The 22,330-nt window shown below is 38.1% G+C and carries 20 protein-coding genes; 6 read left to right on the top strand and 14 right to left on the bottom strand.

Going from position 1 to position 22,330, the window contains the following annotated elements; all coding sequences use genetic code 11:
• Nucleotides 1–141: 141 nt before the first annotated feature.
• A complete protein-coding gene (locus SOP96_RS14370) occupies nucleotides 142–885 on the top strand; it encodes a dienelactone hydrolase family protein (protein WP_326321620.1) in 744 nt (247 codons plus the stop codon).
• An 83-nt stretch (nucleotides 886–968) separates the two neighbouring features.
• On the opposite strand, the gene SOP96_RS14365 is transcribed toward SOP96_RS14370, so the two are convergent.
• From SOP96_RS14365 to SOP96_RS14335, 7 genes are all read right to left on the bottom strand, one after another.
• On the bottom strand, nucleotides 969–1,340 hold the full coding sequence (locus SOP96_RS14365; RefSeq protein ID WP_326321619.1) for a cupin domain-containing protein: 372 nt from the start codon (nucleotides 1,338–1,340) through the stop codon (nucleotides 969–971).
• The gene (locus SOP96_RS14360) at nucleotides 1,327–1,860 is read right to left on the bottom strand and encodes a GNAT family N-acetyltransferase (protein WP_326321618.1); all 534 of its coding nucleotides are present in this window, start codon (nucleotides 1,858–1,860) and stop codon (nucleotides 1,327–1,329) included. Before SOP96_RS14360 ends, SOP96_RS14365 begins: the two co-directional genes overlap by 14 nt.
• 25 nt (nucleotides 1,861–1,885) lie before the next feature.
• The gene (locus tag SOP96_RS14355; protein WP_326321617.1) at nucleotides 1,886–2,491 is read right to left on the bottom strand and encodes a DUF2911 domain-containing protein; all 606 of its coding nucleotides are present in this window, start codon (nucleotides 2,489–2,491) and stop codon (nucleotides 1,886–1,888) included.
• A 164-nt stretch (nucleotides 2,492–2,655) separates the two neighbouring features.
• Entirely contained in the window at nucleotides 2,656–5,835 is a 3,180-nt protein-coding gene (carB, locus tag SOP96_RS14350; RefSeq protein ID WP_326321616.1) for a carbamoyl-phosphate synthase large subunit, read from the bottom strand.
• A gap of 32 nt (nucleotides 5,836–5,867) precedes the next feature.
• Nucleotides 5,868–6,020 carry a hypothetical protein gene (locus tag SOP96_RS14345; protein WP_326321615.1) on the bottom strand — a complete coding sequence of 51 codons (153 nt, stop codon included), beginning with the start codon at nucleotides 6,018–6,020 and terminating at the stop codon, nucleotides 5,868–5,870.
• An 81-nt stretch (nucleotides 6,021–6,101) separates the two neighbouring features.
• Nucleotides 6,102–7,175 (bottom strand): carbamoyl phosphate synthase small subunit, encoded by a 1,074-nt coding sequence (locus SOP96_RS14340; RefSeq protein WP_326321614.1) that lies wholly within the window; start codon nucleotides 7,173–7,175, stop codon nucleotides 6,102–6,104.
• Between the two features lie 288 nt (nucleotides 7,176–7,463).
• The gene (locus SOP96_RS14335; protein ID WP_326321613.1) at nucleotides 7,464–8,369 is read right to left on the bottom strand and encodes an aspartate carbamoyltransferase catalytic subunit; all 906 of its coding nucleotides are present in this window, start codon (nucleotides 8,367–8,369) and stop codon (nucleotides 7,464–7,466) included.
• Between the two features lie 244 nt (nucleotides 8,370–8,613).
• Here SOP96_RS14335 and SOP96_RS14330 point away from each other — a divergent pair, with 244 nt between their 5' ends.
• On the top strand, nucleotides 8,614–9,075 hold the full coding sequence (locus tag SOP96_RS14330) for an Lrp/AsnC family transcriptional regulator (RefSeq protein WP_027378508.1): 462 nt from the start codon (nucleotides 8,614–8,616) through the stop codon (nucleotides 9,073–9,075).
• Nucleotides 9,076–9,213: 138 nt separating this feature from the next.
• Here the strand turns inward: SOP96_RS14330 and argH are convergent, their stop codons facing one another.
• The 7 genes from argH to SOP96_RS14295 all read right to left on the bottom strand — a co-directional run bounded on the left by argH (nucleotide 9,214) and on the right by SOP96_RS14295 (nucleotide 18,211).
• Nucleotides 9,214–10,518: an argininosuccinate lyase gene (gene argH / locus SOP96_RS14325; protein ID WP_326321612.1), complete on the bottom strand. Its 1,305-nt coding sequence runs from the start codon at nucleotides 10,516–10,518 to the stop codon at nucleotides 9,214–9,216.
• A 324-nt stretch (nucleotides 10,519–10,842) separates the two neighbouring features.
• Nucleotides 10,843–11,925, bottom strand: a complete 1,083-nt coding sequence (locus SOP96_RS14320; RefSeq protein ID WP_326321611.1) for a M20 family metallo-hydrolase — start codon at nucleotides 11,923–11,925, stop codon at nucleotides 10,843–10,845.
• Nucleotides 11,900–12,694 carry an acetylglutamate kinase gene (argB, locus tag SOP96_RS14315; protein ID WP_326321610.1) on the bottom strand — a complete coding sequence of 265 codons (795 nt, stop codon included), beginning with the start codon at nucleotides 12,692–12,694 and terminating at the stop codon, nucleotides 11,900–11,902. Before argB ends, SOP96_RS14320 begins: the two co-directional genes overlap by 26 nt.
• An 81-nt stretch (nucleotides 12,695–12,775) precedes the next feature.
• Nucleotides 12,776–13,735, bottom strand: coding sequence for an N-acetylornithine carbamoyltransferase (locus SOP96_RS14310; protein ID WP_326321609.1), 960 nt, complete (start codon nucleotides 13,733–13,735; stop codon nucleotides 12,776–12,778).
• 189 nt (nucleotides 13,736–13,924) lie between these two features.
• The gene (locus tag SOP96_RS14305; protein ID WP_326321608.1) at nucleotides 13,925–15,064 is read right to left on the bottom strand and encodes an aspartate aminotransferase family protein; all 1,140 of its coding nucleotides are present in this window, start codon (nucleotides 15,062–15,064) and stop codon (nucleotides 13,925–13,927) included.
• A gap of 267 nt (nucleotides 15,065–15,331) precedes the next feature.
• Complete coding sequence (gene argC / locus SOP96_RS14300; RefSeq protein ID WP_326321607.1) at nucleotides 15,332–16,312, bottom strand: N-acetyl-gamma-glutamyl-phosphate reductase; 981 nt, start codon at nucleotides 16,310–16,312, stop codon at nucleotides 15,332–15,334.
• A 171-nt stretch (nucleotides 16,313–16,483) separates the two neighbouring features.
• On the bottom strand, nucleotides 16,484–18,211 hold the full coding sequence (locus SOP96_RS14295; protein WP_326321606.1) for a GNAT family N-acetyltransferase: 1,728 nt from the start codon (nucleotides 18,209–18,211) through the stop codon (nucleotides 16,484–16,486).
• A 161-nt stretch (nucleotides 18,212–18,372) separates the two neighbouring features.
• Here SOP96_RS14295 and SOP96_RS14290 point away from each other — a divergent pair, with 161 nt between their 5' ends.
• From SOP96_RS14290 to SOP96_RS14275, 4 genes are all read left to right on the top strand, one after another.
• Nucleotides 18,373–18,789 carry an IS1/IS1595 family N-terminal zinc-binding domain-containing protein gene (locus tag SOP96_RS14290; protein WP_326321605.1) on the top strand — a complete coding sequence of 139 codons (417 nt, stop codon included), beginning with the start codon at nucleotides 18,373–18,375 and terminating at the stop codon, nucleotides 18,787–18,789.
• A 126-nt stretch (nucleotides 18,790–18,915) separates the two neighbouring features.
• Nucleotides 18,916–20,295, top strand: a complete 1,380-nt coding sequence (locus SOP96_RS14285; RefSeq protein WP_326321604.1) for a porin — start codon at nucleotides 18,916–18,918, stop codon at nucleotides 20,293–20,295.
• A gap of 128 nt (nucleotides 20,296–20,423) precedes the next feature.
• Entirely contained in the window at nucleotides 20,424–22,004 is a 1,581-nt protein-coding gene (locus SOP96_RS14280; protein WP_326321603.1) for an MFS transporter, read from the top strand.
• Between the two features lie 44 nt (nucleotides 22,005–22,048).
• The gene (locus tag SOP96_RS14275) at nucleotides 22,049–22,276 is read left to right on the top strand and encodes a DUF6814 family protein (protein ID WP_326321602.1); all 228 of its coding nucleotides are present in this window, start codon (nucleotides 22,049–22,051) and stop codon (nucleotides 22,274–22,276) included.
• Nucleotides 22,277–22,330: the final 54 nt, after the last annotated feature.

The raw sequence follows: 22,330 nt of genomic DNA, 5'->3' as shown, positions 1-22,330 counted from the left end.
TTTTTTTTTTTTTTTTGGGGGGGGGGTCCCCCCCCCCCCGAAACCAGAAAAAGCGAGTAGCGAAAGCCGGAAAAGCTTCAAATAAATAATTAACAGATTTTTCAAAGGAAAATCGCTCTTAAAAACAAATAATTACAAAATATGATACGTACACTTTTATTATCGGCATTCCTGATGGGTTCGGGAACTTTTTTCAGTCAGAATTTAAAGCCTGTGGCTTATAAGGATGGTTCGCAAAAACTAAACGGTTTAGTCACTTCAAATGCCGGAAAAAAACTTCCCGGAGTTCTTATCCTTCCGGCATGGAAAGGTATTGACGATGAAGCAAAAACTGCCGCTGCAGATTTGGAAAAACAAGGGTATATTGCTTTTGTTGCAGATATTTACGGTGAGGGAAATATTCCGAAGGATAATGAATCGGCAGCAAAAACGTCAGGCTATTACAAGAAAAATTATGAGGCGTACCAGAAAAGGATTTTACTGGCGCTGGAAGAACTAAAGAAAAACGGAGCTGTTCCTGAAAAAATTGCTGTGATTGGCTATTGTTTCGGGGGTACGGGTGCTCTGGAGTCTGCAAGAGGAGGTCTTCCTGTGGTGGGGGTTGTATCCATTCACGGAAGTATCGGGAAGGACCAGACAAGAACAAACGGTACGATTTCTACAAAAATTTTAGTTGAAAATCCTGCAGATGACAAAAGTGTAACGCCGGAAGATTATAACAACCTCATCAAGGAAATGAATGAAGGAAATGCCGACTGGCAGATCATTACGTATGCTCATTCCAAACATACCTTCACAGATCCGAAGTCTCCGGATTACAATCCTGTAATGGCTAAAAGAGCATGGAATCATACGCTGATGTTTTTAAAAGAAATCCTGAAATAATGTAGCAATGAAATAATGTAACAGTGTAACAATTCTTAAATTTATGGTACACTGTTACATTGTTAAATTCTTACATTATTGATTTAATCCACACCTTCCTCTTCCCGATGTACCGATTCCATAGAAAATGCGGGAAGGCAAATTGAAATATATTCACACTCCTGTTCAAAAGGATTGCTGTAGCGGATTCTGGCGCCTTTTTCGATCATGATACTTTGCCCTTTCTCCAGGACGACTGTTTCACCGTCGATTTCGAACTGTTTTTTCCCCGAAATAATAAGGGTAAATTCTTCAAATTCCGGTGTTTGGTGTGGTTCGCTCCATCCCGGCGGTGCGATCATGTGGGCAATGGAGAGGTTTGAGTTTCCGGTAGAATTTCCCCAATGTTCTTCAATCAATTTTCCATCGGTAGTCGGAACTACGAATGGGGTCTGCTGGATTTTAAATTTTTTCATATTTTTCTTTGTTGATTTGGTATACAATGTTGATTTTCGAAGGTTCTCCGAAATAGGCAATTTCCTGTTCACCATTATTTTCTGCACCTAATCTTTCCATAGCTTTCCTGGAACGGATATTATCTTTACCGACATGAAAATACACGATGTCTACAAATTGGAAAATATAATCAAGCATTAATTTCTTGATCTGGGGATTGATCCCTTTTCCCCAGGATTTTGTTCCGTAAAAAGTATAGCCTATGAAAATGCTGTTATCTTCTTCATGATAATCGTAAAAACGGGTGCTTCCCAATATTTCTCCGGAAGATTTTTCTATGATTTTAAAGGCTCCGCCGCTTTGCATCGCTCCTTCAAAGAAAATACTGAAAACTTCTTTGCGATACCGGTCTTTGTTGGGATGCTGGCTCCAGACTTCCGGATCGGAAGCAACTTCGTATAAAGGCTCAAAATCCCCTTGCTGTAAGGGGATTAACTGATATTTTTCATTTTCTAAAACGGGTTGAATAGAAAATTTCATCGTCTATTTTTATGCTAAACTGCAATTAGCTTTTTGTTTTGGCAGCGTCTGCTTCGATTTTCTTGATTTCTCTAAGCTTATCGGCAATTTTATTTACGGCATCGGGCTTGGATGGCTTTACCGGAACTTCTGCCTGTGCATAATCCCACTTCAATACCAGATTGGCAGAGTTTTCATCGGTTGGATTAAGCGTGATTTCAAACCACTCCTGCTTATCAGCCAGTTTATTTACCGGAACCGTAATATCCACTACATCCTGTTTGGGATCATATGTAAAAGCGCCCCATTGCTGGAAGTCTTTGTTTAGGATTACTTTCCATTCTTTTTCTGTAGGAATGATGAATAAGCCGTAGGTTCCTGCCTGAACGATTTTCCCTCCGAAATTCACCGACTGTCCGAAAGTAATTTTTGTTGATGAATTGGCTCCCGCTCTCCAAACCTGTCCGTAAGGCACCAGTTCTCCGAAGATTTTACGTCCTTTTACACCCGGTCTACCATAATCAACCGTAATTTTAGACATCGAAAACTGCTGCTCTACTTTCTGACGCGGACTCGCCGCCGGTACCGAATAATCCTGAGCAAAACTGAAAACTGAAGCCGATATACAAATGGCAAATAATATTTTTTTCACTTTTAAAATTTTGTCTAAAAATACAAAATCGGGATCAAAAAAGTGTTTGTAGGGGATGCTAAAGTTTTGTTAAAGCTGAATTTGTGACTAGTGCTAAAAAAAACCTAACAGGTTTTAAAAACCTGTTAGGTTTGATTTATATCAAATCATTAATAATCTAAAAATTACATGGTCTCCATTTTGAAACTCATGCTTTCGATTACTTTAAGAATGGCTTCCACCGTATCCATGGATGTTAAACAAGGTACACCGTTTTCCACACTCATTCTTCTGATCTGGAAACCATCTCTTTCCGACTGTTTTCCTTTTGTCATGGTGTTGACCACATACTGAACTTTTCCTTTCTGGATAAGATCAATCAGGTTCACACTTTCCTCCCCGATTTTATATCCGATTTTGCAAGGAATTCCTTTTTCTTCGAAGAATTTTGCCGTTCCTTCCGTTGCCCAGATTCTGAACCCAACTTCATGGAATCTTGCCGCCAGATCAGCCGCTTCCTGCTTGTGCTTATCCGCTACGGTAAACAGGATAGAACCATGCATCGGAACTTTTCTTCCTGCTGCAACCAATCCTTTGTACAAAGCTTTTTCCAAGGTCGTGTCTTTCCCCATTACTTCTCCTGTAGACTTCATTTCAGGGCCTAAAGAGATGTCCACTTTCGTTAATTTTGAGAAAGAGAACACCGGAACTTTTACAAAAACCCCTTCTTTGTTAGGAACCAGTCCGCTTTCGTAGCCTAAATCTTTCAGTTTCTGGCCTAAAATTGCTTTTGTAGCCAAGTTTGCCATCGGAACTTCTGTAATTTTAGATAAGAAAGGAACGGTTCTCGATGATCTTGGATTCACCTCGATTACATAAACGTTTCCTTCAAAAAGAACGTACTGGATATTCATTAATCCGATGACGTTTAGTCCTTTTGCTAATCTTTTGGTGTAATCAACCAAAGTATCGATTTCGCTTGGTGAAATATTTTGTGGCGGATATACGGCAATTGAGTCTCCGGAGTGGACTCCCGCTCTTTCAATATGTTCCATAATTCCCGGAATGATTACCGTTTCACCGTCGCAGATGGCGTCGATTTCAACCTCTTTCCCCACCATGTATTTGTCGACCAAAACAGGATGTTCAGGGCTTGCTTCCACTGCATTTTCCATGTAGTGCGCCAATTCCGTTTCCGTATAAACGATTTCCATGGCTCTACCTCCCAATACGTAGCTCGGACGAACCAATACCGGATATCCGATTTCGTTGGCAATTGTTATGGCTTCTTCTTTTGAAGTTGAAGTTTTCCCTAAAGGCTGTGGAATCTGCATTTCCTGAAGCGCTTTTTCAAATTTATCTCTGTTTTCTGCTCTGTCAAGGTCTTCCAGAGAAGTTCCTAAGATCTGTACTCCATGAGATGCTAATTTATCTGCTAAATTGATGGCAGTCTGACCTCCGAACTGTACCACCACACCTTTTGGTTTTTCAAGCTCGATGATGTTCATTACATCTTCTTCCGTTAAAGGTTCGAAGTATAATTTATCTGAAATGGAGAAGTCTGTAGAAACTGTTTCAGGGTTATTGTTGATGATAATCGCTTCGTATCCCATTTCTTTGATTGCCCAAACCGAGTGAACGGTTGCGTAATCAAACTCAACGCCCTGCCCGATTCTGATGGGTCCGGAACCCAAAACAATGATTTTTTCTTTATCTGAAACAACACTTTCATTTTCCTCTTCATAAGTTCCGTAGAAATAAGGAGTTTCAGACTCGAATTCTGCGGCGCAGGTGTCTACCATTTTGTACACCGGCATTACCCCGTTTTCTTTTCTGAAGTTGAACACTTCTCTTTGTGTAACATCCCAAAGGTGAGCGATATTCAAATCTGCAAAGCCTAATTTTTTAGCTTCAATCAGAATTTCTTTGCTGAATTTATTTTCGGCAATTGTTTTTTCGAAATCAATTAATTTCTTGATTTTCCAGATGAAGAATTTATCGATTTTGCTCCATTCTACGATCTGTTCCCAGTCGTACCCTCTTCTTAAAGCATCCCCGATGATGAACAATCTTTCGTCGTCGCAAACTCTGATTCTTCTTTCGATTTCCTCTGCTGTTAACGCTTCAGCCTGCTTGGTTTTTAAACCGATATGCCTGATTCCTGTTTCCAGGGAACGGATGGCTTTTTGTAAGGATTCTTCAAAATTTCTTCCAATCGCCATTACTTCACCCGTTGCTTTCATCTGGGTTGATAATCTTCTGTCCGCCGTTTCGAATTTATCGAAAGGGAATCTTGGGAATTTGGTTACTACATAATCCAACGCCGGCTCAAAACAAGCATACGTTTTTCCTGTAACCGGATTCATGATTTCATCCAATGTCAGACCTACCGCAATTTTCGCTGCGATTTTTGCAATCGGATACCCTGTTGCCTTTGATGCTAACGCTGATGAACGGGAAACTCTTGGGTTTACCTCGATGATATAATAATTGAATGAATGCGGATCTAAAGCTAACTGTACGTTACATCCCCCTTCAATTCCTAATGCTCTGATGATTTTTAATGAAGCATTTCTCAGCATCTGATACTCTCTGTCGGAAAGCGTCTGAGAAGGCGCCACAACGATGGAGTCTCCTGTGTGAACTCCCACCGGATCTATATTTTCCATGTTACAAACTACAATCGCGTTGTCGTTTGCATCACGCATTACTTCATATTCAATTTCTTTGAAACCTGCGATTGATCTTTCGATGAGACACTGCGTAACCGGACTGTGTTTTAATCCTAATTCTGCAATTTCTTTCAATTCAGCTTCGTTGGAAGCGATACCGCCTCCTGTTCCGCCCATGGTGAAGGCAGGACGAACAATGACAGGATACCCGATTTGATCTGCAAATTTTAAGGCTCCTTCTACGGTGTTTACGATGTCAGATTCCGGAACGGGTTCATTCAGTTCTCTCATCAGTTCACGGAAAAGGTCTCTGTCTTCCGCTCTGTTGATGGCTGAAAGTTTTGTTCCCAACACCTCCACTTTACATTCTTCAAGAATTCCTGATTTTTCCAATTCTACCGCCATATTCAGTCCGGTTTGTCCGCCCAGTGTCGGTAAAAGCGCGTCCGGACGTTCTTTTCTGATGATATGACTTACAAACTGAAGCGAAATCGGCTCGATGTATACTTTATCTGCGATTTCCACATCCGTCATAATCGTTGCAGGGTTCGAGTTGATCAAAATCACCTTGTAGCCTTCTTCCTTCAAAGACAGACAAGCCTGCGTTCCTGCGTAATCAAATTCCGCCGCCTGACCGATGATGATTGGACCTGAACCGATTACTAAAATTGTTTTTATGTCGTTTCTTTTCATTTTTAAATTTATCCTTTTGTTCGTGTTGAACCCTATCGGGTTCTGATGATGGTTGTTTTACCATTTCCATAGGTTGCACCTAAGGCTATTCCTATTGAATCCTTCGGATTCTTTGAATTTTGATATTTTAATTTCAGCGGCGAATTGCACGCAGCCCGACTTGAGCGGAAATCCTTTTTTGCCATCCTGACTGTTCTATTTAGCCGAAAAAGCTCTGCAAAAAAGATTGGGAGCGGAAGGCGGATTAAGCTGCCCAAATTCATATTCTACTTTTTAAAATCTTCCATTAACTGGATAAAATCATCAAATAAATAGTTGGCATCTTCAGGGCCCGGACTTGCTTCCGGATGGTACTGAACGGAGAAACAAGGGTGAATTTTGTGTTTCAGTCCTTCGTTTGTTCTGTCATTCAATGCGATATGGGTTTCAATTAAATCTGTATTTTTCAAACTTTCCTGATCTACCGCGTAACCGTGATTTTGGGAAGTAATGGCCACTTTGTTTTTCTCTACATCCAACACCGGGTGGTTTCCTCCTCTGTGTCCGAATTTTAATTTGAATGTTTTAGCGCCACAAGCCAAACCGATTAATTGGTGTCCTAAGCAGATTCCGAAAATCGGAACTTTTCCTAAGATTCCTCTGATCATTTCTAAAGCTTGTTGGTTATCTTCCGGATCTCCAGGGCCGTTGGATAACATTACGCCGTCCGGATTCATCAGCAAAATTTCTTCTGCGGTTACATCCTGGGAAACTACCGTGATGTCGCAGTTTCTTTGAGATAATTCGCGGATAATTCCCAGCTTGGAACCGAAATCTACCAATACCACTTTTAAGCCTCTTCCCGGATTTGCATACGGTGTTTTCGTAGAAACCTGCTCCACCTGATTGGTTGGGAAGCTGGTTGATTTTAATTCTGAAATTACCGTGCTTTCATCTTCATCAGCAGCTACAATTTTTCCTTTTACCACTCCGTGGTTACGGAGAATTCTTGTCAGTCTCCTGGTGTCAATTCCGGAAATTCCGGAGAGGTTTTTCTTTTTAAATAATTCATCTAAAGTAATCTGCGTACGAAAGTTTGAAGGTAAATCGCAAATTTCTTTTACGATAAGGCCTTTGATTGCGGGTTCAATGCTTTCATAATCGTCTCTATTAATCCCATAGTTTCCGATTAATGGATAGGTCATACACACAATCTGACCGCAGTAAGACGGGTCAGAGATCAGTTCCTGATACCCTGTCATTCCGGTATTGAAAACCACTTCTCCTGCGGTTTGCAAGTCTGCTCCGAAACCTTCTCCATGAAACACTTCACCGGACTCCAGTATTAATTTTTTCTTCATTTTAAACTTTTATCTCTTATTATTTTATTTTCTATGTTAAAACCACCCCGTCAAAAATTCTTTGAATTTTTGCTACCCCTCCAAAGGAGGGGAATTCACCGTTGCTATTAACAGGTTGCCCCTTCGGGCTCGGATATTATTCTTTTTCTTTTCCCTAGGTTACACCCGTGGTTATTAATAGGTCGCCCCTTCGGGGTTCAGATTTCTGCTTTCTTTCTCCATGGGTTTCACCCACGGCTATTGATATATCGCCCCTTCGGGGCTGTATGACTTCTTTCTTTTTATTTTTTACATTTTACTTACCTCTTTAAAAATATGTCCTTGTTTTTCTAAGGTTTCTTTTAGAATGGCCATTCTGGCGAAGACTCCGTTCTGCATTTGTTTGAAAATTCTTGAGCGCTCACATTCTACGAGTTCTGTATCAATTTCAACTCCCCGGTTGATGGGAGCAGGATGCATGATGATGGCTTCTTTTTTCATTGCTTTTTCCCTTTCTTCCGTCAAACCGTATTTTCTGTGATATTCTGAAGCGGAGAAGCTCATCTTGGCGTCATGTCTTTCATGCTGGATTCTTAATAGCATCAATACATCCACATCATGTATCGTTTCATCAATGTTCAGATAAGTTCCGTTGATTAAGGCACCTTCGTCAAACCATTGTTCCGGTCCTGAGAAATACACCTTTGCTCCAAGCCTTCTTAAAGCTTCTGCATTTGAGTTGGCAACTCTGCTGTGTTTTACGTCTCCTACGATTCCTACTTTTAGGCCTTCAAATTTTCCGAATTCCTGATAGATCGTCATTAAATCCAGCATACATTGGGAAGGATGGTTTCCCGTACCGTCTCCACCATTAATGATGGGAATGTTAATATTTTTTAATTCATCAAAATATCTGTCTTTTTTGTCTCTGATTACAACAAGGTTTACGCCTAAGCTTTCAATTGTTTTTACGGTATCATACAAGCTTTCTCCTTTGTTTACGGATGAATGTGAAGCATCGAAAGGAACTACCTGCAATCCTAATTTTCTTTCGGCAATATCAAAGCTTGTTTTTGTCCTGGTGCTGTCTTCAAAGAAAAGATTGGAGCAAAAGACTTCGCCTTCAATTTTAGCTGTTTTACCATTGGCAAATGCTAATGCTTCAGTTACTATACTGTTGATTCTCTCGGTGCTTAGTTCTGTAATCGTAAACATAATACTTCAAATTTTTACAAAAAAAAAAGCGAAGAAACTATCTTCGCTTAAATAAATAAATATTGTAAAGGGCGCTATTGCCCGGTAATTCTAATGATATAAATACTGTGTTATTCATTAGGCGCAAAGATACAACAATTTTATAAACCTACAAAACAAAATTTTAAAATCTTAAAATACCACGATTTATAAAATATTTTCATTTATTAATACTATTTTTGTTACGATACAACGTTTATAAGATATGGACTTAAAAGATAAAATGATTCTCAGCATTATTCAGGAAGATTCTACCTATTCTGTAAAAGAAATTTCGGAAAAAATCGGTCTTACTTTTACTCCGACGTATGAGCGTATCAAACAATTGGAGAAACAAGGAATCATTGAAAAGTATGTTGGCCTTCTGAACCGTGAAAAGCTTGGACTTAATATTGTTGTATACTGCAACGTACGTCTTAAAGAACAATCTAAGAAAGTACTTGAAACGTTTGAAAAAAACATTATGCAATATGATGAAGTTCAGGAAATCATCAGTCTTTCCGGTGAATATGATTATATGCTGAAAATTATCGCTAAAGACATCAATTCTTATAATGATTTTACGGTAAATGTTATATCCAACATTCCGAATATAGGGCAATATCATAGTTCAATCGTGCTTCACGAGGTGAAGAAGTCTACGAAGTTTAAGATTGATCTGGATTAAAATTAAATTGAACCATTAAGGTTTTATTTAAGGAGTTAAGAATATTTAAGATTCGAAAGCGAATAAATAAAACAGTAATTAAAAATCTATAGATTTTTCCTTAACTTCTTTATAGAAATCTTAGTGATTAAAATAAAATCAACCCAACAATTTACTTTTCAGCTTATTGAACTGGTATTCTATCTTATCCAGACAAAGATTTCCGATACTTCCCTGATGCATATGATTTAGATTTTTAATTTCAAAATCGAACTCACCCTTTTCAATTTCCTGCCCTACCTTTATATAAGCATCCCGGAATGAGCTTCCATTTTTAACTTCTTCATTAATTTTTTCTACGCTGAAAAGATATTTGTACTTTTCATCATCAAGAATCCCGTCTTTCACCTGGACATTGGGTACGGTGTAATTTAAAATTTCAAGACATTCCTTTAAAGAATCAATTGCCGGGAAAAGAATTTCTTTCGTCAACTGCATATCTCTGTGATAGCCCGAAGGAAGATTGTTCGTCAACAAAATAAATTCATTCGGCAAAGCCTGAATTCTGTTGCAACGGGCACGGACCAGCTCAAAAATATCCGGATTTTTCTTGTGGGGCATGATGCTGCTTCCGGTGGTAAATTCTTTTGGAAAACTTATGAAATCAAAATTCTGACTTAAATACAGACAGACATCGTAAGAAAATTTGCTTAAAGTTCCCGCTAAAGTCGCCATTGCCATTGCCAACATTTTCTCCGATTTTCCGCGTGTCATCTGAGCATAGACCGAATTATAATTCATCGACTGGAAACCCAAGTTAAAAGTTGTACTTTCACGGTCAATCGGGAAAGATGAACCATAACCCGCAGCCGAACCTAATGGATTTTTATTAATAATGTTTTTAACAGAAAACAACATTTCCATATCATCCAGCAATGCTTCCGCATATGCTCCGAACCACAATCCGAATGATGAAGGCATGGCAATCTGCAAATGCGTATAGCCTGGAAGCAACACTTTTTTATGATGTTCTGCCAATTTGATTAAGATCTGAAAGAATTCGTCCGTCAAAGCTGTAATTTCACGGATTTCATCTAATAAATACAATTTGATATCAAGTAAAACCTGATCGTTTCTGGAACGTGCCGTGTGGATTTTCTTTCCGGTATCCCCTAATTTTTCAATTAAAATTGATTCAACCTGGGAATGAATGTCTTCTGCTTTTTTATCAATTTCAAAGGCGCCGTTTTCAATATTTTCTAAGATTTCCTTTAAAACAAGCAACATTTGCTCTGATTCTTCAATGGAAATAATTCCTACTTCTGCCAACATTTTGCAGTGTGCCATTGAGCCTTTGACGTCGTATTTTGCTAACCGTTCATCAAAGTCAAGATCTTTTCCGACTGTAAATTTGTTGACCAATATATTGGTAGCGTTATTGTCTTTTTGCCATATTTTTTTCATGTAATTTCTTTTTTGTTGGAAGATGGAGGTTGGGTGATGGATGTTTACAACCAATCGCTTTACCTTCCTTTATTAATTTGATTTTGTCATTCCGACGAAGAAGGAATCTGTCTAAATTTAGAGATTCTTCAATCCACTTCATTTTTTTTCAGAATGACATAACTGAATATATTTCTTTTATGTTTTCTTTTGTCTTAAAACAAAAGAAACAAAAATTCAAGACTGGAAACTTTCGCTAAAAAATATTTTTCTTAACGCTCCATTTTCCTAGGTCGATATTTTTATGCTTCATAAACTTCCATCATCCCTCTTCCTACTTTCAGCCTATAAAATCTTTTCTAAAATTTTAATGTAAATCTCAATTCCTTCTCTTATTTCATCTATATATATGTATTCATCTGCCGTGTGAGAACGCCTGCTGTCTCCGGGACCGATTTTTACGGATGTGCAGGGAATAATAGCCTGGTCGGATGAAGTGGGTGACCCGTAGATTGTTCTTCCGATTTCCAAGCCTGCCTTTACAAAAGGATGATCAAGCTCTATTTTTGAAGAATTTAACCTGAAAGACCTTGCCGTTAAAGCTGATTTCATCTCCGACTGAATGATTTCAAATACTTCTTTATTGGAATATTCGTCGGTAACTCTCACATCCAGTGTGAAAGTACAGGATTCCGGAACCACATTATGCTGAATTCCGGCGTTAATTCCTGAAAGCGTTATTTTAATTTCACCTAAATAATCCGAAACTTTTGGAAATTTGTAGTTCAAAATATTTTGCAGGTCTTCCATGCATTTTACAATTGAATTATCCTCATTCGGATGAGCGGCATGAGAAGGAGTCCCTTTCATTTCACCATCAATAACCAAAAGTCCTTTTTCTGCTATCGCCAGGTTCATCTGCGTGGGCTCTCCTACTATCGCAAAATCAATATTAGGTAACTGGGGGTACAGTGCTTCAATCCCGTCGAAACCTGAAATTTCTTCTTCAGCAGTTAAAGCAATAATTAAATTATATTTTAAATCTTCTTTTTCATAAAAATACAGGAAAACCTGAGCCATTGAAACCAGAGAAGCGCCTGCATCGTTACTCCCCAACCCAAATAATTTTCCGTCTTTTTCAATCGGCAAAAACGGGTCTAACGTGTATGCTTTATTCGGTTTTACGGTGTCGTGATGCGTATTCAGCAAAATGGACGGTTTAAAAACATCAAAGCTTTTATTTACAGCCCAGATATTATTTTTAAAACGTTTTGCCGGAATCTGATGTTTTTTGAAAAAATTTTCAATTTCCACGGATGTATTAAATTCATCTTTGCTGAATGACGGGATTTCAATCAGTTTCTTCAATAATTCTACCGCATTATCCTGTAATTCATCTTTTCTATAAAGAGATCTCAGTTCCTTCATGGTGGTTTTCTATATGGTTTTTCAGTTCGGTTTCTTTTATTAAAAATACTTTGTTAACGTTATTTTTCACGGCTCCCAAAGCATTTTCGAGCTTAGGAAGGATTCCTTTGTGTAATTTTCCTTCATTTTTTAAGGTTGAAAATTCTTCTTCGGAAATATTTTTTATGACCGATTTTGGATTATTAATATCTTCCAGAACACCTTCTTTATCGAAGCAATACAACAGTTCTACATCATACTTCAATGATAAAGCCTGCGCCACCACGGAAGCAATCGTATCTGCATTGGTATTGAAAAGGTGTCCTTTTTTGTCGTGTGTAATTGCTGAAAAGACCGGAACTAAATTGAGTTTTAATAATTTTGAAATCAACTTCCAGTTCACGCTTTTTTCAGTAATATCTCCCACAAATCCGAAATCAATTTCCGAATGTTCTCGCTTTTTAGCTTTTATTAAATTTGCATCGGCACCTGAAAATCCAATGGCTTTGCATTTTTTCTGCTGAAGCTTTGCCACGATATTTTTATTGATTCCTCCGGCATACACCATTGCCACAATATCAAGTGTCTCTCTGTCGGTGATTCTTCTTCCGTTGACGAGCTTTTGCTCAACTCCCAGTTTATCCGCTAAAGTTGTTGCTAATTTTCCCCCGCCATGCACCAGAATTTTCTTTTCCTGAATTTCTGAAAACTGATGCAAGAACTGCTCTAACAATTCTTCGTTGTCGATTAACGCTCCGCCGATTTTTATGATGTATAATTTTTCTTTCATTGTAAATCTTTTTTGGAAAGCCCTGTCAAGGTTTGCAAGGGAAAACCTAACAGGTTTTTGAAACCTGTTAGGTTTGGATTTTTATTTAGAATTCAACTCATCCAAAATTTCCGAGAAAACCGCCTGCGCAGAAAAAATACGGTTTTTTGCCTGCTGGTAAATGATCGAGTTCTCACCATCCATCACCTCATCACTCAACTCTACATTTCGGCGTACCGGAAGACAGTGCATGACCTTTGCATGATTGGTATTTTTCAATTTTTCGTTCGTGAGCATCCAGTTTTCTTTAACTTCGGGCATTGCAGCGTAATCATCAAAGGACGACCAGTTTTTCACATAGATGAAATCTGCATCTTTCAACGCTTCTTCCTGATCATGAATTATTTTCACATCCTTAGTGAATTTCTTATCCAGATCATACCCTTCCGGATTGGTAATGACAAAATCAACGTCCATTTCCTGCATCCATTCGGTGAATGAATTTCCTACTGCCTGAGCAATCGGCTTGATATGAGGCGCCCAGGTTAAAACCACTTTCGGTTTACGTTCTTCCTGCCAGTTTTCTGTAATTGTAATACAATCTGCCAAGCTCTGCAAAGGATGTCGTGTTGCGGATTCCAGTGAAACCACCGGAACTTTTGCGTGTTGTTCGAACTGGCTTAAAATGCTTTCATTCACATCATTTTCCTTGCTTTTCATTCCTGCAAAGCAACGAACTGCAATGATGTCACAATATTGATTTAATACTTCAATGGCATCTTTGATATGTTCAACGGTATCGCCATTCATTACCGCTCCGTCTGCGAATTCCAGATTCCATGCTTCCTGTGCGGCATTCAATGTTAACATATTTAATCCTAAATTCTGTGCTGCAATCTGGCTGCTTAAACGGGTTCTTAAACTTGAATTTAAAAAGACAAGTCCGATGGTTTTTCCTTTTCCTTTTTCGGGTTCCGAAAGTGGATTTTCTTTTATTTGTAAAGCTTTTTTTATAATTTCCTGTAAGTTTTCTACGTCGCTTACAGAGGTGAATTTTTTCATTTTGAATTTGATTTGTTTTACCACAAAAGTTTCTTACACATAAGTCACATTAGATTTAAGTTTAAAAACTTGAAAATATTTAGAACACATAAGTTGAAAATCAAAGATTTTCGTAAGCTCTAATGCTCTTTAAAAGCTCTATAGATTATTAAAATCGTAAGCTTTTGTGACTTTTGTGGTTAATTAATTTTAAAGATTTTCTAAAACAGTTTTTAAAGCATTGATGAATATATCCGTTTCTTCTTTTTTAATGTTAAGTGCCGGAAGAATCCTTAATACGGCTTTATCACTGGAGTTTCCGGTGAAAATATGATAATCATACAAAAGCCTGTTCCTGACATCCGAGCAGTCTCTGTCGAGTTCGATGCCGACCATCAGTCCTTTCCTTCGGATGGTTTTAATATGCGGAAAGTACTTAATTTTATTTTCGATGTATTCACCCATTTTCTGAGCATTTTCGATGAGATTTTCATCTTTTATTACGTCTAAAACCGCAATCGCTGCAGCGCAAGCCAGATGATTTCCGCCAAATGTTGTTCCCAGCAAACCATTACTTGCCTGAAATTTCGGATGAATTAAAACGCCGCCAATCGGGAAACCATTTCCCATTCCTTTTGCTGTGGTGATGATATCGGCCTGGATTCCGAATTCCTGATGAGCAAAGAAATAGCCGCTTCTTCCGTAACCGGACTGAACTTCATCTAAAATCAAAACAGCATCATGCTTTTCACACCATTCTTTAATTTTATTTAAAAATTCAACAGTCGGAATCATAATTCCGCCTACTCCCTGAATTCCTTCAATAATGACAGATGAAATTTCGTTTCCTTGTTTTTCAAAGATTTCTTCAAGTTGCCGGATATTATTCCATTCAGATTTGATAAACCTCTCATCATAATTTACCGGCGCTACAATTTTAGGATTATCCGTCACCGAAACCGCTGCCGAGGTTCTTCCATGAAAGGAACCTGAAAAATACAGCACCTTATTTTTTCCGTTATGGAAAGAAGCCAGCTTTAAAGCATTTTCATTGGCTTCCGCTCCGGAATTGCACAGAAAGAGATTGTAATCTTCCAAACCTGAAAGTTTTCCTAATTTTTCAGCCAGTTCAGTCTGTAATTCATTCTGAACTGAGTTTGAATAGAACGATATTTTATCTAATTGCTCTTTTAGTTTATTTTGATAATGCGGATGGTTATGCCCGATAGAAATTACGGCATGACCTCCGTAAAAGTCAAGGTATTTTTGTCCTTTATCGTCCCAGAGGAATGATCCCTGAGCTTTAACAGGATTTATATTGAATAATGGATATACGTTGAATAAATTCATTTTTTGTTTTTTTATATTTTTCTTTTGCCTTGAAGCAAAAGAAACAAAAGTTCAAGACTGGAAACTTCCGCTAAAAAATATTTCTGTTCTCTAAAAATCCCAAAACTCGCGCGAATTGAATATTAGTTTCAATTTTAAATTTGCCTCGCGCTCAAACAGTGGGATTTTCTTAACGTTCGCAAAACTATTTTTCTTAACGCTACATTTTCCTAGGTCGGTTTTTGATTGAGTTATAAAATTCACGATTGACTTATTCACCATTCACATTTAAAATGCAATCGGTTTTAAGTTCAATCCTAAGTTTTCTTCCCAGTTCATGGCAATATTCATGTTTTGAACGGCCTGTCCGGAAGCGCCTTTTAACAAATTGTCAATCGCTGCGTGAATGACCGCAACATTCCCACATTTTTCAATCTGAATCACACAGCGATTGGTATTGACAACCTGCTTTAAATCAATTGCTTTTTCACTCACCTTTACAAAAGGTTCATCTGCATAAAAATCCTGGTACAATTGATTGATATCTGAAAGTTCTAAATCCGTCTTCACGGTGGAACTTGTAAAAATTCCCCTTGCAAAATCTCCTCTCCACGGAACAAAATTGAGGTTTATTTCATTTTTGTTAAAAGAAAATAATTGTTGCAAAATTTCATCCACATGCTGATGGGTCAAAGTTTTATAGGCTGAAATATTATCGTTTCTCCAGGTAAAATGGGTTGTTGCCTGTAAAGACTGACCTGCACCTGTTGACCCCGTAATTCCTGTTGTGTAGACCTCATTCAACAAGCCTTTTTGAGCTAAAGGAAGCAATGCCAATTGAATTGCGGTTGCAAAACATCCCGGATTGGCAATACTTTTCGCACCTGAAAGTTGTTTTTTGTTGATTTCCGGCAAACCGTAGATAAAATTTCTATCTCCAAAATTTCCATCGAGACGAAAATCATTTCCTAAATCAATAACCAATGTTGAATCTTTTACAGGATTTTGCATAAGCCAATTCCTGCTTTCTTTATGAGGAAGGCATAGAAATAAAATGTCTACTTCTTCCGGCTGATCTGTGAGAACCATTTCACAGATTGTCGTTAAATCCGGGTACAAATCTGAAATTTTTGTCCCGGAATTTGAACGACTATATAAAAAACGCAATGACACGTCAGGATGAAAAGCCAGCAGCCGAACCAATTCGCTTCCTGTGTAACCGTTGGCGCCGATGATTCCTGCTGTTTTTATTTCTTTTTTATTAATCATTTTTTATTTTAATATTAATAGGATTACATCCTATCCTGATTTAAGCCGTCCTTTCAGGACTGCTGTTATTGCGGCGAATTGCACGCAGCCCGACTTGAGTGGAGCTCTTTTTGTGAGGAGGCACGACGAGCAAAAAAGCGGGAACGGAAGGCGGATAAAGCTGCCCAAATTTTATTTATTAATCTGATGATATATATTTAAAGAATTGCTTACGATTTTTGTGTAGCCTTTCACATCTTCGCCTGTCCATGCTCTGTTCGCTTCGCCATAGCTACCGAATTTATCGGACATTAAATCGTGTTCAGATTCAATTCCGTTTAAGATAAATCTATAAGGATGAAGGGTTATAAATACTTTTCCGCTAACTGTCTTCTGGGAATCAACCAGGAAAGACTCGATATTTCTCATGACAGGATCTAAGAAAAGGGCTTCGTGAAGCCAGTTTCCGTACCAGTCGGATAACTGGGACTTCATCATTTGCTGGTATTTTGAAAGCGTATGTTTTTCCAATAAATGATGCGCTTTGATAATGACTGATGCAGCTGCCGCTTCAAACCCTACTCTTCCTTTGATTCCGACAATCGTATCTCCAACATGAATATCGCGACCAATTCCGTAAGCGGAAGCTAATTCTTCAATTTTCTGGATAGCATACACCGGATGTTTAAAATTTTCACCGTTTACTGCTACAACTTCCCCGTTTTTAAACTCAATTTCCAATTCAGAAGGATTGGTTTCTTTAATCTGCGAAGGAAAAGCTTCTTCTGGAAGGCAGTTTCTGGAAGTTAACGTTTCTTTCCCACCTACAGAAGTTCCCCAAAGTCCTTTATTAATGGAATATTGTGCTTTGTGAAATTCCATTTCATATCCGTTGTTTTTCAGGAATTCAATTTCTTCTTCACGCGACAAGGCCATATCCCGGATTGGCGTAATGATCTCAACATCCGGACACATCACGTGGAAAATCAGATCAAAACGAACCTGGTCGTTTCCTGCTCCTGTGCTTCCATGAGCAATGGCATCTGCTCCGATTTCCAAGGCATATTTTGCAATTTCCTGCGCCTGAATGGTTCGCTCTGCACTTACAGATAATGGATAAGTGTTATTTTTAAGGACATTTCCAAAGATGAGATATTTTACACAAGAATTATAATAGTCTTCTTTAGCATCTGCACACCTGTATTTTTTCACCCCAAGATTCAGGGCTTTTTTCTCCAGTTCACTTTCCTCTTTTTTAGAAAAACCTCCTGTGTTTACAGTAACTGCATATACGTCATATCCCAATGTTTCACTGAGATACTTGGCACAGTAAGAGGTATCAAGACCTCCGCTAAATGCTAAAACTACTTTCTTGTTCATTATTGTATTGATTTTTATATTTTCAGGAACGAAAAGCATGGCTGTGCAGAGACAGTTTTTCCGTTCTTTCATCATTAAAATATCGTAATTGACACAGCTTTTACAGCCATTCCAGAATTCTTCATCCTGAGTGAGTTCAGAATAAATAACGGGTTTGTAACCGAGATCACTGTTAATTTTCATAACAGCCAGACCGGTGGTTAATCCGAAAATTTTAGCACTCGGATACTTATTCCGGGATAGAGCGAAAACTTTATCTTTAATTAAGGTTGCTACACCCAAGTGTCTGTAATCCGGAGAAACGATGAGTCCGGAATTGGCTACAAACTGTCCGTGAGACCAGGTTTCTATATAACAGAACCCCACCCATTTTCCTTTATCAGTCGCTACCACAGCATTACCTTCAGTAATTTTTTTACTGAGATATTCTACAGAGCGTTTTGCAATACCCGTTCCTCTGCGCTGTGCAGAATCATACATTTCCTGCTGTATTTCACTCACATACATCAAATGTACGGATGAGGAAATTTCTATTTCCATTTTATTTATCTAAAATTTTCGGCAAATTTAAAATATAATTTCTATAATAGCCAAATAAAAAAGATAATTTTATTGATTAAATTTAATATTCAGGTAATTTTATCTTTAAATAGAATTAATATTTTGCTAAATTATTATATATTTGCTAAAAAGATATAGTTATGGAAAACAACTGTCCGAAATGCAATGGCAATAAGGTTGTTAAAAGCGGCATAATCAATAATAAGCAGCGTTTCCTGTGCAAAGACTGCAACTATTATTTTACCGTAAAGAAGCTGGGAAAACAAATAGATGATTATTACGTGACTAAAGCTTTACAGCTTTATCTGGAAGGTTTGAGCTTCCGGGAAATTGAAAGAATTATCGGTGTTTCTCACGTAACCATCAGCTCGTGGATTAAGAAATACAATATCACAAGACCTCCGCATTCTGAATTCCATCCGGTATATAAAATATTAAAACAGAATGAGTTGATTGATTATATGAGCAAGGAAGAAAATATCAAAAATTCGGGATTGATTATCACCCAATTTGCTGATAAATATATGCTTATTAAATGGGAGCGATTTAAGAAATAATATCTCAGGCATTACATTTTAAACTTTTATCTATATTATTACCATATATATATATTAAATTTTCATAAATAAATTTTTAATTACAATTTGGCTTTCACAAAAAACAACGCCAAAAATTAATAATTTATGAAGAAAATTCTTATTATCATTGGATTTGCTTTAATTAACAATTCGTTATATTCGCAAGGTTCGCCTGATTACGGAAACGGATTAAAAATAAATCTCAACCAGCAAGGTGATAAACATATCAGATTTATTTTATGGGACCAGTTTTGGGTACGAAATACCGATGTGAACCCGGGAAGCATGGTCGGCGGTGAAGCTACCGACAATTCATGGAGCCTGGGAAACAGGAGGCTGCGTGCTTTAGCGTACGCCCAGATTTCAAAGCGATATATGATTTTAGCCCATTTTGGAATCAATAATCAGACTTTTATCAACGGCGGAGCTCCGGCAACTTCCGGAACCGGAGGTTACGGAAACGGCAAAAAGCCACAATTGTTTTTTCATGATGCCTGGAATGAATATGCAGTTGTTCTACCCGGAGAAGCCGGAAAATTCAGCTTATCTTTAGGTGCCGGCTTGCATTATTATATGGGGCTTTCGCGGATGACAATGGGCTCGACATTGAATTTTCTTACCGTAGATTCCCCTATCTTCTCCTGGCCATTAATTGATAATTCCGACCAGTTTGCGAGACAGCTCGGGATGTTTGCCAAAGGAAAATACGGTAAGCTTGAATACCGTTTCAGTTTAAATAAACCTTTTGCAACCGACCTGGTTCCTGCCAATGTTACAGACCCTGCAAAAGCCGTTGCAGTAGACAACAACGGAAATCCCAACTTTTCAAAAGCGGGTTATGTTGAATATCAATTTCTGGATGAAGAATCCAACCTTTTACCTTTTAAAGTTGGCTCTTATTTGGGAACTAAAAAAGTTTTCAACCTTGGGGCCGGTTTTTATCATCAAAAAGACGGGACAAGAACTTCCGTTAATTCCAATATTGAAAAACACGACATCACACTGGTTGCTGTAGATGCTTTTGCAGATATCCCCCTAGGAAATGCCAAAAACAAAATGGCGGTTTCTGCCTATGCAGGCTATTACAATTATCAGTTTGGCCCGAATTACATCAGGAATATCGGGATAATGAACATCGCCGCTTCCGATCCGAATTTTGTTGGAAACAGAGCGATTGCCGGACCCGGAAATCTTCAGCCAACCATTGGAACCGGTAATATTATCTACGCTCAGGCAGGATTACTACTCCCAAGCCAGGCTGAAAAACCGAAAATCAGGATTCAGCCTTTTGCAGCGTATACGCACAAGAACTTTGAAGCTTTTGACCAATCTTCGTCTCAATTTGATGTTGGTGCCAATTGGTTTATTGATGGCCATCATGCAAAAATTACAACACAATATTCAACGAGGCCGGTGTATACAAGCCCGACGGAAAGCCCGACTTCAAAAGGAGAATTTATTATACAGTTCCAGATCTATCTGTAGGTCTTGTTAAAATTTAAACATAAAGATGATGCTTTAAAAGTGCAGACTTTGACAAATTTTTTAAGCAAAATTCTTAGCGTTAATATAAACTCAATATCAATTTAAATTAACTCAAAAAATTAATGTATATGAGCGAAAATAATAATATCAGTTACGAGAATATGACCGAAAGGCAAAAGAACCGTACCATCTGGAGTGTGATTACAGCCTCATCACTCGGAACCCTTATAGAATGGTACGACTTCTATATTTTCGGCAGTCTTGCTGTAGTTTTGGCTACGAAATTTTTCCCTGCAGATAATCCTACCGCTGCATTTTTGTCTACGCTGGCAACTTTTGCAGCAGGATTTGTGGTAAGACCTTTCGGGGCCTTATTTTTCGGACGGCTCGGAGATCTTATCGGCAGAAAATATACGTTCCTGGTAACGTTGTTAATCATGGGATTTTCAACCTTCCTTATCGGATGTATTCCAAGTTATGAAACCATTGGGTTTTTAGCACCAGTTTTAGTTTTAATTTTAAGATTATTACAAGGGCTGGCTCTGGGTGGTGAATACGGAGGAGCAGCAACTTATGTTGCAGAATATGCACAACCCGGAAGACGCGGCTACTGGACTTCATGGATCCAGACAACGGCAACGGCAGGCCTTTTTATTTCCCTGATTGTTATTTTAGTAACGAAAACCTCCCTTTCCGCCGAAGAATTTGATGGTTGGGGCTGGAGAATCCCTTTCTGGATATCAATTTTAATGGTCGGTGTTTCTTATATCATCCGAAGAAATATGAAAGAGTCTCCGCTGTTTGCAAAAGCTAAAAGCGAGGGTAAAACTTCAAAAAATCCTTTGAAAGAGAGCTTTGGAAATAAATACAATTTCAAATTTGTTTTACTGGCATTGTTTGGAGCTGCAATGGGACAGGGAGTGATCTGGTACACAGGGCAATTCTATGCCATGAGCTTCCTCCAGAAAGTAATGAATGTAGAATCTGCACAGGTAGATTCTTTAATGGCAACCGCATTGTTTCTGGGAACACCGTTTTTTGTATTCTTCGGATGGCTTTCCGACAAAATCGGAAGAAAAGCCGTAATGATGACAGGAATGTTGATCGCGATTTTAGCCTACAGACCTATCTATGACAGTATGTTTAAAAGCGTAAATCTTGAAAATAAAACAATTGCCGCAAACGGAATTTCAGAAAAAAGAATGGTAAAAATTCACGATAAAATTGCTGAAGACAGCTTAATTACCTTCCACAAAGAAACACTTTTTACAGATGGAACTTTGGTGAAAAAAGACAGCATTGTTCACTGGTCTGCCAACGGCCCTGTTATGAAAGACGGAAAAGCAGAAGAGCCAAAAGTTAGCCAAACGATAAAGCTAGCAGACCATACAAAATGGTATCTTGTTTTTATGGTTTTCATACAGGTGATTTTCGTAACGATGGTCTATGGTCCAATTGCCGCATTTTTAGTTGAAATGTTTCCGGTGAGAATTCGGTATACTTCGATGTCTCTGCCTTATCATATTGGAAACGGCGTTTTTGGCGGATTGCTTCCGGCTGTTGCGACCTATCTTGTAACCACCGGAAAAGAAGCCGGACGTGCATCATGGTATCTGGAAGGACTCTGGTATCCAATAGGTGTTGCGGGAGTTTGTTTACTTATCGGATTATTTTATCTAAAAAATAAGAACAATAATATTCATGATTAAACCTTAAATGATATCATTTTTTTATTAATTTTAAAACAACTAAAATGAACGGAATCAAAAAAATATTAGGCATACTCTGGATTGCAATTGCCCTTACAGTAGGCTATTTCGGAATCACCGTTATGGGAGTCCCTAAAATCACTTCGGGAAAACAGGAAGATCTGGTTTTCGGGATTATTATCCTCTTTGTACTTATGCCGATTATTTCAGGCGGAATGGCCATTTTCGGGTACTATTCGCTTACGGGAGAATATTCTGACGATAAAGAATAAATGATATATATTTATGTTAAAGAATTAATTATCATTTATTTAAACACAAAAGAG

The sequence above is a fragment of the Chryseobacterium salviniae genome, assembly GCF_035819015.1.
Lineage (GTDB): Bacteria > Bacteroidota > Bacteroidia > Flavobacteriales > Weeksellaceae > Chryseobacterium > Chryseobacterium salviniae.
The sequence above is the reverse complement of the archived record's forward strand: the minus strand, read 5'-3'. Positions and strand labels throughout refer to the sequence as shown.

Coding starts and splice junctions, on each gene's coding strand:
- SOP96_RS14370 (WP_326321620.1), top strand. CDS start 142: ATGATACGTACACTTTTATTATCGGCATTCCTGATGGGTTCGGGAACT.
- SOP96_RS14365 (WP_326321619.1), bottom strand. CDS start 1,340: ATGAAAAAATTTAAAATCCAGCAGACCCCATTCGTAGTTCCGACTACC.
- SOP96_RS14360 (WP_326321618.1), bottom strand. CDS start 1,860: ATGAAATTTTCTATTCAACCCGTTTTAGAAAATGAAAAATATCAGTTA.
- carB (WP_326321616.1), bottom strand. CDS start 5,835: ATGAAAAGAAACGACATAAAAACAATTTTAGTAATCGGTTCAGGTCCA.
- SOP96_RS14345 (WP_326321615.1), bottom strand. CDS start 6,020: ATGGCAAAAAAGGATTTCCGCTCAAGTCGGGCTGCGTGCAATTCGCCG.
- SOP96_RS14340 (WP_326321614.1), bottom strand. CDS start 7,175: ATGAAGAAAAAATTAATACTGGAGTCCGGTGAAGTGTTTCATGGAGAA.
- SOP96_RS14335 (WP_326321613.1), bottom strand. CDS start 8,369: ATGTTTACGATTACAGAACTAAGCACCGAGAGAATCAACAGTATAGTA.
- SOP96_RS14330 (WP_027378508.1), top strand. CDS start 8,614: ATGGACTTAAAAGATAAAATGATTCTCAGCATTATTCAGGAAGATTCT.
- argH (WP_326321612.1), bottom strand. CDS start 10,518: ATGAAAAAAATATGGCAAAAAGACAATAACGCTACCAATATATTGGTC.
- SOP96_RS14320 (WP_326321611.1), bottom strand. CDS start 11,925: ATGAAGGAACTGAGATCTCTTTATAGAAAAGATGAATTACAGGATAAT.
- argB (WP_326321610.1), bottom strand. CDS start 12,694: ATGAAAGAAAAATTATACATCATAAAAATCGGCGGAGCGTTAATCGAC.
- SOP96_RS14310 (WP_326321609.1), bottom strand. CDS start 13,735: ATGAAAAAATTCACCTCTGTAAGCGACGTAGAAAACTTACAGGAAATT.
- SOP96_RS14305 (WP_326321608.1), bottom strand. CDS start 15,064: ATGAATTTATTCAACGTATATCCATTATTCAATATAAATCCTGTTAAA.
- argC (WP_326321607.1), bottom strand. CDS start 16,312: ATGATTAATAAAAAAGAAATAAAAACAGCAGGAATCATCGGCGCCAAC.
- SOP96_RS14295 (WP_326321606.1), bottom strand. CDS start 18,211: ATGGAAATAGAAATTTCCTCATCCGTACATTTGATGTATGTGAGTGAA.
- SOP96_RS14290 (WP_326321605.1), top strand. CDS start 18,373: ATGGAAAACAACTGTCCGAAATGCAATGGCAATAAGGTTGTTAAAAGC.
- SOP96_RS14285 (WP_326321604.1), top strand. CDS start 18,916: ATGAAGAAAATTCTTATTATCATTGGATTTGCTTTAATTAACAATTCG.
- SOP96_RS14280 (WP_326321603.1), top strand. CDS start 20,424: ATGAGCGAAAATAATAATATCAGTTACGAGAATATGACCGAAAGGCAA.
- SOP96_RS14275 (WP_326321602.1), top strand. CDS start 22,049: ATGAACGGAATCAAAAAAATATTAGGCATACTCTGGATTGCAATTGCC.